Source organism: Tannerella sp. (genome assembly GCF_030528505.1).
In the GTDB taxonomy this organism is placed as follows: domain Bacteria; phylum Bacteroidota; class Bacteroidia; order Bacteroidales; family Tannerellaceae; genus Tannerella.
In genome coordinates this window covers 1-14,263 of sequence record NZ_JAUMYS010000074.1, presented here as the reverse complement: position 1 = coordinate 14,263, position 14,263 = coordinate 1, and the positions used below count along the sequence as shown (strand labels likewise).

The window sequence follows — 14,263 nt, the reverse complement described above, 5'->3', positions numbered from 1 at the left end:
CGGCCATCGGGATTTGGAATGTCGGCTCATTCGTCCGGAACGACCGCAGCATCGTCATACCGCTCCACAGCTGGATTTCGTAGGTGCTTCGATTCCAAACGACAGGTTGGGTAACTTGGCTGCTGCTATTCATTGAAATCGCTTCTCCGGATAATTTCCACTGCAAAGTGGTTACATCTGTAACAGGGTTGGGCGAGAGGCTAAAACTGTAAGTAGAAGGAAGTTCAAATTCTTTGTATATAATTGTTTCCGATCCGCATGGGTCATCGAAACGGACTGTGATATACACGCTTGATGCACCACTCTGAGGGTTGCCTGAGAAATCGGTAAAGTGATAGCCCTGTATCATTGCCTGCCAATTATTGGAAGCAGACCATCGAAAATTTCTGCCTAACTCCTGAATTGGATATACCGCTTCGACTTGACCTCCGGAAGCATCTAACTGTCCCGCCAATAAATCATTTGTTTGCGTTGTGCCTGACTTCCATACAAGAAGATCATCTTTCCTAAATGTTGTATTGGTTCCTACAATAGTTGCTTTTACCCAACCTTTTTCTATGGGTGAGGTCAGCGATTGCTTACTTACGGATATCGAGTTATTTGTTTGTCCGTATACATGCAATCCCGGATGAACCTGCCATTGTTCTTGTAGCCCCGGCAGCAGGTTTTCTACCGTGTAGGTCGCCTGATTACAGATAGCCGAAGGACCGGAGAGGAAGGGCTGTCAGATGGTTATGGGAAACCTCAAAGTTGTAAAAGGAGCTATTGTAGCACGAATTTCACCATTTGTAAATCCTGTTTGTTGAAATACGGCATTTGGCGTTCCTTGTCCTGATATCAATGTCATGCTGTTATTGCTGGAGCTCCATGTAACAGTTGTATTAGGAGGAAGGTTTTGAATTGTATATGTATAAGAGTTTTGCCCGCAAATAATAGATGGCCCTGTAAATTGAATGGAATATGAAGACAGGCAACTTGCACTATTCACACTGTTTCTTATCACATTTCCCGGTTGCGGTCCAAAACCAAGGTTGAAATTAACACCAACATCTTGTAAATGGCAATAACTCATTATTGTTCCTCCATTGGTCGGTGTAGGAGGCCTAGTACATCCCCCTTCAGGTATGGCACATCCGTCAATAGCTGTATTATTTCCATTCCAAACACAAGCATGCGTATGTCTGGAACCGAATAAATGCCCAAATTCATGAGTAGAGACAAAGACGGACCAACTATAATTGGGCACAGCATTAAACAAATTATCTATTCCACAAACTGAAAGTTTCTGACGAGTTGAGGAATTACAGAGACCATTAAATCCTGCAGCCTTCCCTCCTCCGATGCTTCTAAAAGTAAGTAATTGTCCGATATCTCCATTTATTGATGTTCTCGTATTCTGAAAATTATTCAATAATGCTGATGTATTATTCTCAGTGTAAGGGTCTGTAGTAGTCCATACATGTATTTCTGATATTGTCGTAAAAATCCCTTCATTCCGATAAAGCGTTGCTACTTGGTTGTACAGAGCGGTTACAAATGCCTCTACCGATGAGACACTATTCCCACGTGCCTGATAAATATCAAATTCCGTCTCAAAGTAAAACCGAACGTGCTTTATGTTAAATGTAGTAGAGCGAATATTTGAAGGATTGAGTAAAACATCATCGGATGGATTTAGCAAAACTTTTGCATCATACATAACAGATTCATCTTCGATAGTTGAGCATAAGAAAGAATATTTATCTTTCAGATTTCTATCATTGTAGGAAACGTGAAGACCTGTTACTTTATCATAGGCAATGTTGAAATTGCCATCTTCCGTTGCAATAATTCCCATTATCTCGTTTTCAAAACATGTCAGTGCAACAATACTGTTGACATTGTTTTTAACTACACCTCGGTAATGTTTGATATTTTTATTGGGTCGATATCTATGTCCTTGATCTGTTACGATCTCATAATTATATGTATCCGTAACATCTACTACCTCTATTTCCATTTTTCTATTAATGTTCAGAGGTATCTCTATATCAATCGCCTCTCCCGCATTTTTCATACTTAAAGGATTGTATTTAAAAAATAACAGATCATCTTTTTCTTTGAATTGATTCGACAACGGAATATTATACTCTTTCGATACCTGAAAAGGCTTTATTTTCCGAAAAACAGTATTTCCTTTTTTATTTTGTATTTCACGATACATTTGATTCTGTGAGTTCATGTTTTGCAAAGTAAATGCAAACAAGAAGAAAAATAAAATTTGAGTTTTCATATAGATATAAGTTTTAAATTATTTGATTCGCATAAATATAGTTTTATCAATTGACATTTTATACGGTTCAACAATACAATAATATGTAGTGTCAAATTTATTAATTGATAGATTTGGTGCAGGAAGACACAGCGGACAGGTATTGAACTCGACATATAAATATTCGTATGTACCGGAAGGTATGTTTCCAACATTGCCTGTTACTCTAAGTGTCTTATCTTTTTTAAATTCATAATACACATTTTTGCATGAGACATCCATGGTATCGAAGACTGCTACATTTTCCTTGGTGCCTACTACTGATATGGTTTGTATCAACTTCCATGTACCAATAATATCGCCTTTAGCTCCTATCGTTGGTACAAGTGGACATTTTAAATGAGTGAAATCTTCCACTTTTAATTCTTCTTTCTCGCACCCTGCTCCCACCATTAGTAAAAACAGGGCACCTATCCATAAAATGATTTTCTGTTTCATGTTTTTCTGTTTTTAAAAATTGATAATTGATTTCCGCATTCCGGATATTTCTTTCATGCTGCGCCTCCGGTGCGGTTTGCGAGGCGCATCGGCTTGTCGGGCGGAATATCAGTTGTTTTTTCCATAGTGTTATATTTTTTGTTATGTACGACAAAGGTATAAATATTTTTTTGATAAGATGCAAATATTTTGCTTGTTTTTTGCGCCTTTTGCCTTATCCATTGCGAACTTGGCGGTAAAATAACCGCAAGGAACGCAAAAGTTACACAAAGCACGCACGTTTGTTTAAGCAAAACCTCTCAACCATTCAAGAAATCAATATTTTATATCAGGCTTACAGCCCTCTTCGCAGGAGTGGGTATTCTTTTTTCCCCAACGCTTCGCTTTGCTACACATGGGGCTGAATTAACACACTCCTGCGGGGCTGTTACAGTGGTCTGCTATCAGTTTTCAAGCAGTCAGCTATCAGCCAAAACAACTCAACAAATAAACAATTCAACAACTCAACGCTCGAAGGGCTTCACTTTTTAATGGTTTGTCAGCGGTCAGTAGCCAGCTTTCAGCCAACAGTTAAAACAACTCAACAAATAAACAATTCAACATCTAAACGCCCGCAGGGCTTCACTTTTCACTTCTCACTTTTCGTTTTTCACTTTTCTCTCACTTCTTAATCAACTTCTGCGTATATGTCTGTCCGTCTTTGACCACGCGTACGAAGTACAGTCCTGCCGGCAGTCCGGCCATCGGGATTTGGAACGTCGGCTCATTCGTCCGGAACGACCGCAGCATCGTCATACCGCTCCAGAGCTGGATTTCGTAGGTGCTTCTGTCGGTCGAGAGCACGCTTAATCCGCTGACTTCGTCCGTCTCCATCAACTGCAAGGTCACTACATCCGTTGCCGGGTTGGGCGAGAGGGTGAAGGACCTCCGCATATTGGCAATGATACATCCATTGGTTCCGAAAACAGATTGCGAGTTCGGATTCCGGGGAGTAAAAAGAATCTTTAACTCCAGTTCTCCGGAAGAGATGAAATCAGGCGGATAATCCTGCAATGCCAGGTAAAAGTCTGAACGGATTTCGGACGAGCTCAAATCCACCGTCATCCCATTTTCGTAGCCGACCGCTGGATGTCCGTTTACCATGTAACGGTATTGTCCCGGAGGGCAAATATCATAAGATACCCCGGAAATCGTTACATGTAATAATTGCGGGCTTACGTAATTACCACTCATATAGGTTGCATTTACGGAGAATGAAATCTTTTCAGGCATCGTGGAGATGCTTTTGGTTAATTTAATCTCTGGTGTACCCGGATATTCAATAGCAGCCTGAATCACTATGGGAGCACCGTAGATGGCCGTTTGCACAGAAGCAGACAAAACGCCTTGAGGCGATATTGAAAATCCTCTGTTAAGTCCTTCTTTTATAATCCATCGTATCGTTGCGCCCGGCGGCAGATTTTCTACCGTATAGGTTGCTTGGTCGCAGACCGACGTGGGACCGGAGATAGAAGGTGTCCGAATATAATATTTCAAATTTGAATGATCATAAGGAGAATTATTCTTATAATGTTTTACTAAAGCACCACATCCCATTTTAGATATAAAAACATTTGGATCGGTAGTCGTAACAGCTGAATGATCATTTCCAAAATAGGTTGAACCATAAAAAACTTTTAAATTTGCAACTCCGGATAGAAAAGGAACTTCAAAATAGCTGTTATCCAACCAGTAATTGTCTACATTATGAGCTTCGTTATTCATATTATTAATCCAAACCTTATCACCTCCTTCGCTTACATGCCAAGCATAGGCATGACAGTTATAACTATCTGTTCCTCCTTCCAACACTTCTATGGCATATGTTCGTGATTGAATATCAGCCTGTTGTATTTCAAAGGGTGAGTGTCCTCCTCCTTCGCATGCCTTCACATTCGTACCATTAGGAGTTGGCCTGTAAAAATCAAAACACTGCTGGGCTTGAGTAACTACTCTACCGTTAAAAATCAGGAATAAAACTTGTAGTATAATTATATATATCTTTTTCATTTTCTTTAGCTGTTTAATTGTTTGTAAAACTTCATCATGCAATTTTCAATCAATCCGATTAATTCTTTGTCCAATGATATAAACCCATCCATATACAGGCGGACTTTTTTATTCGATTGCATAAGTTCCATGAATGGCGGATATTCGTATTTGATCATGATATTTCCATACCCAATCATTTCAAAGTCATAGGATGAAAGAGTTTGCCAGTTCGGATCTGTAAAAGACAATTCGGCGATCTCTGTGATTATCTGTGATACGGTGTTGATATAATTCAATGTCTGAGATTTATTCATTTTCCCGATGACTTCCTTCTGTGCCGACAGCATCCGCAAACAAAGATAATGAAAATGACATTCGTTGTTTTTCACTTCTTTGATATTCACCTCTTGAAGTTTCCGGATAAAATAATCGGGCATATCATCCCGTTTGTATAACTCCTGCAACATGTTATATCGATTAATGGTGCTACGGAATCCTTGTTGATTCGTATTAAACAAAAGGGCATCTTTAGCCATATCCATGTGAATAAACTGAATAAACAGCTCGTGGGTATTCATTTTCTTCAAAAAATCATCGGGTATTTGCCTTCTCCGAACCAGCTCTTTATGGTCTGTTTTCTTCCATTCTTCCGTTGTAAATGGATTGAATGTATACAATGTTAATCCTTGCGTACCGAAAGCCGCAGTGCAGTCTTTTTTCTCAATCTCGATTTTATCGTTATTCATTTCATCTTTATTGCACGAGAAGCAAAAGACAGATATTAAAAAGAATAGAATAACAGTCTTTTTCATCGTAATAAAAAGTTTTGGACAGATACAATGATTTCTCTATCCAATGAATTATTAATGAATCTTTCGTTATCCGTTAAGGATTTAACTTTCTCCGGATTCTTTCTTATCCCTTTGGGTTCGCTTGGAAGCACTCTATAAAGTGCCGACAATGACGAATTATAAGCAAATCCTACATACTCATCAGGATACTTTCTTTTTTCAAGATGTACATTCAGAATAATGTGCATCAGATTTTTCTTGTCAGAGATTGAAAGATTATCGATAAAAGATGTTTCTGCAACGACTTTTTCCAAAAAATATAATTGAAACCTTTCACTGTTTCGAATATTTTCATTTGTAATTTTAGCAATATCATCCAATGATTTTCTGGTGTAGAATTTGCTAAATACGGCAAAAGCATCCTTTCTTGAAATAAATTCTTTCCAAACAGTCGAATTGTTAAAGACGTCTAAGAACCTTTCATTTGGATTATTGAAAAGCAATATATCCCTATTAAAAGGATATTCCAGACAGCAGTCAAGAAGTTCTTTTGTATTCATATTTTTCAGAATTTCACTTGAAGGCTGGGAACGTTGCACTTTTTCCTGATAATCCATCTTCTTCCACTCTTCCGTTCCCGGTTTAACGGGATAGTCCCATGTTTGTCCGAAAATACCAATCGGGCAAAATGTCATCAATAATACAATGATTTGCTGTTTCATGTTTTTCTGTTTTTTAAAATAGATAATTGCTTTTCGCGTTCCGGATATTTCTTTTACGCTGCGCCTCCGGTGCGGTTTGCGAGGCGCATCGGCTTGTGGGGCGGAATATCGGTTGTTTTTTTCATAGTTTTATCTTTTTTTGTTATGTACGACAAAGGTATAAATATTTTTTTGATAAGATGCAAATATTTTGCTTGTTTTTTGCGCCTTTTGCCTTATCCATTGCGAACTTGGCGGTAAAATAACCGCAAGGAACGCAAAAGTTACACAAAGCACGCACGTTTGTTTAAGCAAAACCTCTCAACCATTCAAGAAATCAATATTTTATATCAGGCTTACAGCCCTCTTCGCAGGAGTGGGTATTCTTTTTTCCCCAACGCTTCGCTTTGCTACACATGGGGCTGAATTAACACACCCCTGCGGGGCTTTTACAGCTGTCAGTGGAAAGCATTCAGTATTCAGCGCGGCCAACAACTCAATACCTCAACACCCCGCAGGGTATTGTCATTCGTCATTGTTCCATCCAACACCTCAACAAATCAACGCCCGCAGCGGAAGATCGCCTTAAAGGAGGCGTTTGGCCTTCATTTCAAGGTATTGGTTGATGACATCGACCGAGAGGTTTTCGGGGGTGGTGAGGAGCGAATAGATGCCATGCCGGCGCAGCGTGGTCGTTACGTATTGTTTTTCGTAGAGAAATTGGTCGGCGATTACCTGATGGAAATAGGCTTCGGACGTCTGGGGGCGGCGGGCGGCAAAGTCGCGAAGCTCGGCATCCTCGAAGAAGATGGCCAGCACCACGTGTTGACGTGCCAACTGCTGCATGTAGCTCAGTTGGCGTTCCATCCCGATGACGCGGTCGAAATTCGTGTAAATGATAAGCAGGCTTCGTTTGCTCACGTGTTTGTTCAGATGCACGTAGAGCGACGAGTAATCGCTTTCGCCGAAGGTGGTCTGCTGGCGGTAGAGGTTTTCGAGGAGGAGCTGCATCTGTGACGACTGCTTGCCGGCGGGGACGAACGTCTCAAAGTGTTCGGCGAAGGTAATCAGCCCTGCCTTGTCTTCTTTCCGGATCGCGACGAACGACAGCACGAGCGCGGCATTGATCGAGTAGTCGAGCAGGGTCATCCCCCGAAATGCCGACTGCATGACGCGCCCCTTGTCGATGATGTTGTAGATATGTTGCGACCGTTCGTCCTGATACGTGTTGACCATCACCTGATGGCGGCGGGCGCTGGCCTTCCAGTTGATGGTGCGGTAGTCGTCGCCCTTCACATATTCTTTGATGTGCTCGAACTCGGTATGATGCCCGATGCGGCGGATGCGTTTGATGCCTAATTCGGTCAGGTTGTTATGGATGGCCATCAGCTCGTAGCGGTGAAGCATGAGGTAGGAGGGGTAGACCTTGACGCGGGCAGGCTGACCGGCCGTGATACGGCGTACGACGAACCCGATCGTCGTGGAAACGAACAGGCGGATGTGTCCGAAACCATATTCGCCGCGTTTCACAGGTCGCAGCTGATAGACAATCTCTTTGCGGGCTCCGGAAGGCAGATGAAGCGGGAAAAGAATATCGCGTCGCTGAAAGATATCGGGCAGCTCGTCGATCACCTCAATATGTGCGGAGAAAGGGTAGGAGTTCTCTACGGCAATGCGGACGGGGTTCGGGTCGCCGTTCGAGAAGCGGGCGGCACACGAACGCTCGGCGTACACTCCGTTTTTCTTCCGCCACAGCAGCGCGATGTCGACTGCCGAGAGCAGCGCTTGTGCCACGAGCAATACTTTCCCGGCCAAGAATAACACGGGAAAGGTGTAGCCCGCCAGAAACAGGATGACGGCTGCCACGCAGAAGATATAAAACCGCTTGCTCAGGAACATTATTTCGGCACTTCTACTTTTTCGATCAGGCGGCGTATGACTTTCGAAGGCGTATGTCCCTCCATCTCGGCTTCGGCCGTCAACATCAACCGATGCTGCAATACGGGCGGGGCAATGAATTTCACATCTTCGGGTGTGATAAAGTCGCGTCCCTGCAACAACGCGAAGGCCTTGGCCGACTGCATAAGCGCTACCGACGCACGCGGCGAGGCGCCGAGATAGACGGCCTTGCTCGTGCGTGTCTGATGGACGATGGCGGCCACATAACGCAGCAGAGACGGTTCGACATACACCTTGCCGACGCATTCGCTGAGCCGCAGCAACTCGTCGGCCGTCAAGACGGGGCGGATCGCCTCCAGCGACGTCAGCCGCGCGTTTGCATGATGGCGTTCCAGAATCCGTACTTCCTCGTCGAGCGTAGGGTATTGCATTGTAATCTTCATCAGGAAGCGGTCTAACTGCGCTTCGGGGAGCCTGTAAGTACCTTCCTGTTCTACCGGGTTCTGCGTCGCCAGAATGGTATAGAGCGGGCTCATCTTATACGTCGTCCCGTCGAGGGTTACTTGCCGTTCTTCCATCACCTCGAACAGGGCGGACTGTGTCTTGGCAGGAGCGCGGTTCACCTCGTCGACGAGTACGATGTCGGCGAAAATCGGCCCCTTGTGAAAATCGAACTCGCTCGTTTTCATGTTAAACACCGACGTACCCAGCACATCTGACGGCATGAGGTCGGGCGTAAACTGAATGCGTGAAAAACGCGCCTCTACGAGCTGCGCCATCAGCCGTGCCATCAGGGTCTTGGCGATGCCCGGCACGCCTTCGATGAGTACATGCCCCTTGGCCAGCATCACGGTAAGCAGCAAATCGACCGTACGCTCCTGCCCGACAAGTACCGACGACATAGCCGCGCGTATCCGGCCGATCTTCTCCGTAAACCCCCTCAAATCCATTGTTTCTACTCTTTCTTCCATATTAATTCAATTTGCTTTTCCATTCATTGATCCGGTCGATATGGCGTATCATCGCCGCCTCGTCGGCCCGTGTATCGTCGTGCAGCAACATGTTCAGCTCGCGGAAGGCCGGCCATACCTCTTCGGCGGGGAGCCCCATCTTCCGAGCCAAACGTCCGTTGAGTGTTTCCGCCGGCTCGCCCGATTGCAAATCAAGCCCGTGAAGCCGTTTCACGTCCGTGCAGAAATACAGATATTTCTTTTTAATCATTTCTTTGTAATCCTTCCGCTGATAATACAGACGACCGATGAGCTGCGTAAACCGGAGCGTCCCGTTGGCGGGAGGCTGCACGACGGGGATCACCCGCTGCCGCCGTCGGGCGGTGAAGAACATAAACAGCAGAAGCGTCAGGGCGGCTGTGTACAAAGCCCAACGCAACGGCGGATGCTTCAGGAGGACGCGAAACAGGCTGCCCGACTCCTGCGCGCCTGAGCCGTACGATTCGAGCCGTATGAGCGGCAACGGCCCCATACATGAAAGCAGACGGAAGATATACGAGGCATTATTACCGTCGAGCATGCCGTAGTTTGTGAAGAGGAGCGGCGTCGTCACCAGAAAGAGTTCACCATCTCCGATATACGCCTGTATCGCCACCGGTCGTCCTTGCCCGTCGCAGACGAGGACTCTCGACGAATCGCATCTCATCTTGTCCGAACGAGGTTTCGCAAGTGTATCGTGTTCAGACGATAGTTCTTGTTCTCTGATTTGCAGCGTGTCGTCGCCCGTATGAAGGTAAGACGGATGCGTCTGTGGATAAACTGCATAAACCGCTTCGGCATGAAGCGTGTCGGCGCCCCAATACAGGCTGTCGCGCTGCCGGGTTTGTTTGACCGAGCGTTCGAAATAACGGACAAGGCCAAAGACGGGATCATACTCGGTCGAGAACCGGAGCGAATCGCATAACGCGCCGGAGAACCACGATGCGCAAAGCATCACCTTGTTGCCTTGGCGAAGCAGACCGTACAGTGCTTTCACATCGATCGACTGCATCAACAAGTCTTCTTCGACTACGAGGATCGCGCGTCGATCCGCTTCGGGCAACAGTTCCGGCTCCGGTAGATCGAGGATGTTTTCCTCCGCATTCCATGCGGAGAAAGGGCTTTCTTCCTCATTGAAATGGATGGAATCTAATTCATTGTCCCACGCTTCTTCCCCGAAATATTCTTCTGCCTCTTCAATCCCGTATGTCTCATCCTCCATCAGCGAATCTTTCCGTTCCTCCCACAGCCCGGACGTATCGACGCTCGCCATATAGGTTTCATAAAGCGAACGGTTCAGGACTTCGTACGCGACGACCGACGTCCCGACCACCTCGTCGAACACGTAGCAACCGAAGGGCTGGCGGTCATTGTGGTAAAACGTCGGAGTCCATCGGAACGGTTTCGGCGAATAGTACTGGAACACAAAGGCCAGCGCCGTAAATGCGCCGAGTATCACGAAATAGAGTTTACTCCCCTTCATGTTCCTCCCCTCCTTCCCGGATTTGTCGTTGCAACTCGCGCATAGCGGCGAACAGCTCGGGCGTGGCCTGATAATTGCCGTATCGCACCTGCAGAAAACGATTTGTAAAATCGCGAAACGCCGGTCGCGACGTCGCCGGCTTTAATTCGTACATATATTCGGTAGGCGTCTTGAAGATGCGCCAGTCGATCCATTCCTTATCGGCTAGAAAACGGAGGGTCTGTAAGTATATGATGCGAACGGCCGACCGGAAGTCGCTCGAGGCCAAAGCCGCGGAAAGCTCTTTCTCAAAATCGACACCGTAAATGTTTTCCTCTTCCACCTCGTAAGCGAGACCCGACATGTTTTTTTCGCGCATAAACAAAGAGGGATGCTTTCTCCAGATCAAATAGACGACAAGTGCGAGGACTAACACGACAAGGCCGATAAGTATCCATCCGGTTAAGGAATAAATAGTGTCGTCCGCGGCATTGCGAAATAACCCCCGCAGGATATCCCCCAGCCATCGCCGGATGATATCCGTCAGGCTGACGTCCGACATTTGCAGCTGACTGTTATAGTCGTAACGGGCATCGGCCTGATATTCGGCTATCTTGTCGGTGTTGTATCGTATCGTATCGGCGGAGTGAAGCATGCTTGCGCGTTACAGGTTGGCGAAGTTAGAGATTTCCGTTTCGACCGTGACGCCCTCGCGTTTCTCACGGATATGGAAATATTCGAATGCAATCCCGATCAGCCCCACGATCTGTGCGATATAAGAACCATACGACTGGATAATCCCCAGCACATAAACCAGCAATTGATACCAGAGCGACTGGTCGATCGCCGAATCGGGCGAGGTGAGAGTGAACAGCTGCGCTACGACCACAACCAGATACCAAGGCAAGTACGTGACCGTGTTGATAATGCTTCCGATTAGTCCGAAGATAAAGAGGATTCCGAATATTTCGAGCCAAAACGACATGCCGTAGCGGAACGCCCGTTGCAAGGTCTCGAAAAAAGGCCGGTCTTCAAAGAGATACATCGGTCCGAAGAGCGCCATCGGCGACATAATGATCAGTCCGCCGATCGCTACGAAAAGAAGATAGACGACAACGGCCCAGATCGACCACGCTGCGAGCGCTCCTGCGATGCTTCCCACCATAATTGTGATGGCGCTATAAAACAGGATGATGCGGACGCATTTGCATAGAAACCGGAGGAAGGTACCCTTAAATTCGCCGAACATCAACCCTGTAAGTCGTTCGGGACGGTAATCATATACATGCATCAAGCCATAGATAAAGGATGACAGGACCATATTGCCTATCATATAGAAAAGAATATACACACCACCTTGAAGCACGAAACGCATCAGGAAGTCTTTCGGGTGGTCCGGGTTCTTCAGAAACTCCACATAAGTCGAGACATACGAATTGAGGGCAAAAGCCTGAAAAATGCATAACGGCAGAAGCAGGTAAAGCGAGAAGCGGAGGATGACACGCCAGTTCTCGCGGAGGTAATCGAACGTGATGTTCAGCTTCTCGCTGAAGGTACGTACCCGATAGTAACGAATTTTAGGATTGGTGTATTCCATTGTCTGATGATATATGATGTTTGTTTTTCCATACGGTGCGGGGATACATCACGAAATAAACGATTGCGCACGCGAGCGAGAGCAGAATAAATACAGCCCGCTGCACATCGGGAAGCTCCGTATGCCGCGTCAGGAAGCTTTCGATAAATCCGGCGATGATAAACATCGGAACGAGTCCCACGGCGATTTTCAATCCCCTTTTAGCGCCTTGCCGGAAAGCATATCCGCGCGGATAAGTACCCGGAAACAGCCATCCGTTGCCCATCGCAAAGCCGGCGGCGCCCGCCACGACGATCGACGAAATCTCCAGCGCGCCGTGAAGCCAGATCGAGAGAAGCGATTCCGTTCCTACGCCCTGCTGAAAAAAGAACGTCTGAAACGCTCCGACCATCACGCCGTTGTAAAGGAGCATCATGCCCGTACCCAGACCGGTGAGCAGCCCGGAAATAAAGACCCGGAACGAGACATAGATATTATTCGACGTAATGCCCAAAAACATCCCCAGTTCGCCCTGACTGTCATAGACGGCCATCGGTGTGCCGTTGCGGATATTGTCGAGCGTCATATCGACGTATGCATTGCCCAGAATCAGCCGCACGAACGTATCGTCGTACAGCGCGGAAAAGGCTCCGATCAGCATACTGCAAAGAAATACCAGAAACGAATAGAGCAGTTCGCGGCGCGACTCGTACATCACGAGCGGAAGCTCTTCTTTCCAAAAGCGCCATATGCGCGACCGTTTCTCTTTCTTGTTTTTATACAGTGCGTTGTGAAGCGCCGATGCCAGATTGTTCAGATAAGTCGTGATGCGCGACCGCGGATAATGGCTGCGCGAGAACGAAAGATCGGTCGTGATTTCGGTATACGCGTCGGCAAGGCGTCCCGGGTCTTGCGTGTCGGCCGATGCGACCACCTCTTCCAGACCTTGCCACTTGGCGATGTTTTGCCGTATGAACGAAACTTCTTTCAACTCTGACCCGTTTATTGTTGATAAAACAGCACAAAAGTAATCTTTTCATGTGTTTACGCAAAACGAAGGCAGGCAAAAAAACAGCCGATACGGACAAATAGGGCAAGGACCTTCAGCCGTTCTTTCGCGATCGATATGATTTTGCGCAAACAGGACGCTTTGTGTGCCGGCGGATTGTATGATTGACGAAAGTCTGTGCATTAATTTAAAAGAGTTATCTTTACAACAAAAATGATACCTGACATGAGCATAAAAGCAGTAGTCTTCGATTTCAACGGCACCCTCTTTTGGGATACGGCATACCATAGCAGCGGTGTGTCATAACGGGCGAAATGCTTCGTTACTTGCGGAATGTGAGCTCGGTTACATACCTTAGTATGCTCCCTCGCCCTCATCCTTAGCGCCCCCCAATTTCACCCTTTCTTACACACCTAAAGAGGGTGTGCCCAAACATTGCGTTCTGACACACCCTCTATCTGAACGGTTCGGAAAAAGGATTGCGGTCGCGCCCTCTCACGGACGAAGACAAACCCAACCGTATCATGGGACAAGCTAATGACAGAGCGATGGAATTCATTTTCGGCAGGTCACTTACCCCCGAATGAAGTATCCGAATTAGGCGAAGAAAAAGAAATAAGGTGGCACAAATCGTCATCGTGAATTCCTCTCCCAACGACGCTGTTTTCGCAGCCGGGAACGGGAGTCGACACCGTATCATCACCGATTTCAGAGAAGCTGTCAAATGATCCGGATAGCGTTTCGCCCGTCGAGCCGGTGCGCACACACCCTGCGAGGTAGTGCGCAGGCACCCTGCGAGGAGGCTTGCATGTACTCTGCGAGGAGGCTCGCACACACCATGCGAAGAAATGCGCATCGGTATACAATGTCCGAACGCAAATTACGCAAATGGCACGAATCAACGCGAATATTTTTTTGGGGGGAGGGGGCGTGGGAATAACCATGGTACGCACCGTGGATATACACCGTAACCATTATTTAATTGTCAATGGTTAATGGTTATTTGCCGGGTACATGGTTCGGCATGTACCACGCATAACCATTAACAATTAACCA

The 14,263-nt window shown here is 46.4% G+C and carries 10 protein-coding genes and 2 pseudogenes; all 12 read right to left on the bottom strand.

Features of this window, described 5'->3' with window-relative positions:
• Window positions 1-454 (bottom strand): annotated as a pseudogene (locus tag Q4A89_RS10360) (hypothetical protein); the annotation flags it as partial.
• Between the two features lie 270 nt (window positions 455-724).
• Window positions 725-2,272 (bottom strand): M12 family metallo-peptidase, encoded by a 1,548-nt coding sequence (locus Q4A89_RS10355; protein ID WP_303185369.1) that lies wholly within the window; start codon window positions 2,270-2,272, stop codon window positions 725-727.
• Between the two features lie 18 nt (window positions 2,273-2,290).
• Entirely contained in the window at window positions 2,291-2,749 is a 459-nt protein-coding gene (locus Q4A89_RS10350) for a DUF5004 domain-containing protein (RefSeq protein WP_303185367.1), read from the bottom strand.
• A gap of 660 nt (window positions 2,750-3,409) precedes the next feature.
• Window positions 3,410-3,670 (bottom strand): annotated as a pseudogene (locus Q4A89_RS10345) (T9SS type A sorting domain-containing protein); the annotation flags it as partial.
• 1,133 nt (window positions 3,671-4,803) lie between these two features.
• Complete coding sequence (locus Q4A89_RS10340) at window positions 4,804-5,526, bottom strand: hypothetical protein (RefSeq protein WP_303185366.1); 723 nt, start codon at window positions 5,524-5,526, stop codon at window positions 4,804-4,806.
• 62 nt (window positions 5,527-5,588) lie between these two features.
• Window positions 5,589-6,293 carry a hypothetical protein gene (locus tag Q4A89_RS10335; protein ID WP_303185365.1) on the bottom strand — a complete coding sequence of 235 codons (705 nt, stop codon included), beginning with the start codon at window positions 6,291-6,293 and terminating at the stop codon, window positions 5,589-5,591.
• Window positions 6,294-6,857: 564 nt separating this feature from the next.
• The gene (locus Q4A89_RS10330; protein WP_303185364.1) at window positions 6,858-8,171 is read right to left on the bottom strand and encodes a DUF58 domain-containing protein; all 1,314 of its coding nucleotides are present in this window, start codon (window positions 8,169-8,171) and stop codon (window positions 6,858-6,860) included.
• A complete protein-coding gene (locus Q4A89_RS10325) occupies window positions 8,171-9,142 on the bottom strand; it encodes a MoxR family ATPase (RefSeq protein WP_303185363.1) in 972 nt (323 codons plus the stop codon). Before Q4A89_RS10325 ends, Q4A89_RS10330 begins: the two co-directional genes overlap by 1 nt.
• A 1-nt stretch (window position 9,143) precedes the next feature.
• Entirely contained in the window at window positions 9,144-10,643 is a 1,500-nt protein-coding gene (locus Q4A89_RS10320; RefSeq protein ID WP_303185361.1) for a DUF4350 domain-containing protein, read from the bottom strand.
• Window positions 10,630-11,277, bottom strand: coding sequence for a DUF4129 domain-containing protein (locus tag Q4A89_RS10315; RefSeq protein ID WP_303185359.1), 648 nt, complete (start codon window positions 11,275-11,277; stop codon window positions 10,630-10,632). Before Q4A89_RS10315 ends, Q4A89_RS10320 begins: the two co-directional genes overlap by 14 nt.
• A 9-nt stretch (window positions 11,278-11,286) precedes the next feature.
• Window positions 11,287-12,219, bottom strand: a complete 933-nt coding sequence (locus Q4A89_RS10310) for a hypothetical protein (protein WP_303185358.1) — start codon at window positions 12,217-12,219, stop codon at window positions 11,287-11,289.
• Window positions 12,200-13,189, bottom strand: coding sequence for a stage II sporulation protein M (locus tag Q4A89_RS10305; RefSeq protein WP_303185356.1), 990 nt, complete (start codon window positions 13,187-13,189; stop codon window positions 12,200-12,202). The genes Q4A89_RS10310 and Q4A89_RS10305 overlap by 20 nt, the downstream gene beginning before the upstream one ends.
• Between the last annotated feature and the right edge of the window lie 1,074 nt (window positions 13,190-14,263).